This window comes from Bartonella sp. AD328YNZD, from assembly GCF_042196425.1.
Genome location: NZ_JBHIQG010000728.1, coordinates 1 through 718, shown reverse-complemented (window position 1 = coordinate 718; position 718 = coordinate 1). Strand labels below are relative to the sequence as shown.

Annotated in this window: 1 pseudogene; it reads left to right on the top strand. The window is 32.5% G+C overall.

Going from position 1 to position 718, the window contains the following annotated elements:
- A pseudogene (locus ACFIO3_RS14715) lies at positions 1–153 on the top strand (transcriptional regulator); the annotation flags it as partial.
- Positions 154–718 lie beyond the last annotated feature (565 nt).

Sequence of the window (718 nt, the reverse complement as noted above, 5' to 3'; positions counted from 1 at the left end):
GTTGCGGAATTAGCAGCAGAGCTTTATGGAAGATTGCAAGAGCTTATTCAAAACCTCAATGATATAGAAGAAATCGACGCCACTTTGCCGCTTTTAAAATTACATTTGAGACGTAAAATCGAAGCTGAAAAAACACCTCTAGCAACTTCATAAGATACGAATGAACAGCTTTTTAAAAAAATAAAACTTTTTTGATTTTCTGCTGTATAACCAAGTTTGGAATGTGAAAATCTCACGATTTTCGAGTCTCTTATTCGATCTGAAAAACGAGAAACTATTATTATAAATCAATATATTTCTCTGATTAAAGATAAAATGGTTCATAAAAAGAATGACGAGTAGTGATACAAACAAAATTTCTTCAAAATGAAGCGAGTATAGCATCATTCCTGAAATATTTGTTGGTTGAAGAAAAGATACGGACAACGGTGAAAATACAGTGGGTTATGTGAGAGGAAAGAGTTTAGAAAACAGCTTTAGTGAAAATACAAGGACGGTGTTTGATGACTATGAAGGGGAACAGACATGAAAGAAAGAAGAACGAAAGCTTATTTATAGCGCTTTTATCTTTTTATGAAGATGATAAGATGAGCACGTTAAAACTTTTTACAGAGCGTGCATCATTATATTTAAGACAGATTTCTTTCAAAGGTGTGCATCATATATTGAAACAGATTACTTCGCAGCAAAGAGTGATGTTATCATGATAATTGTCATT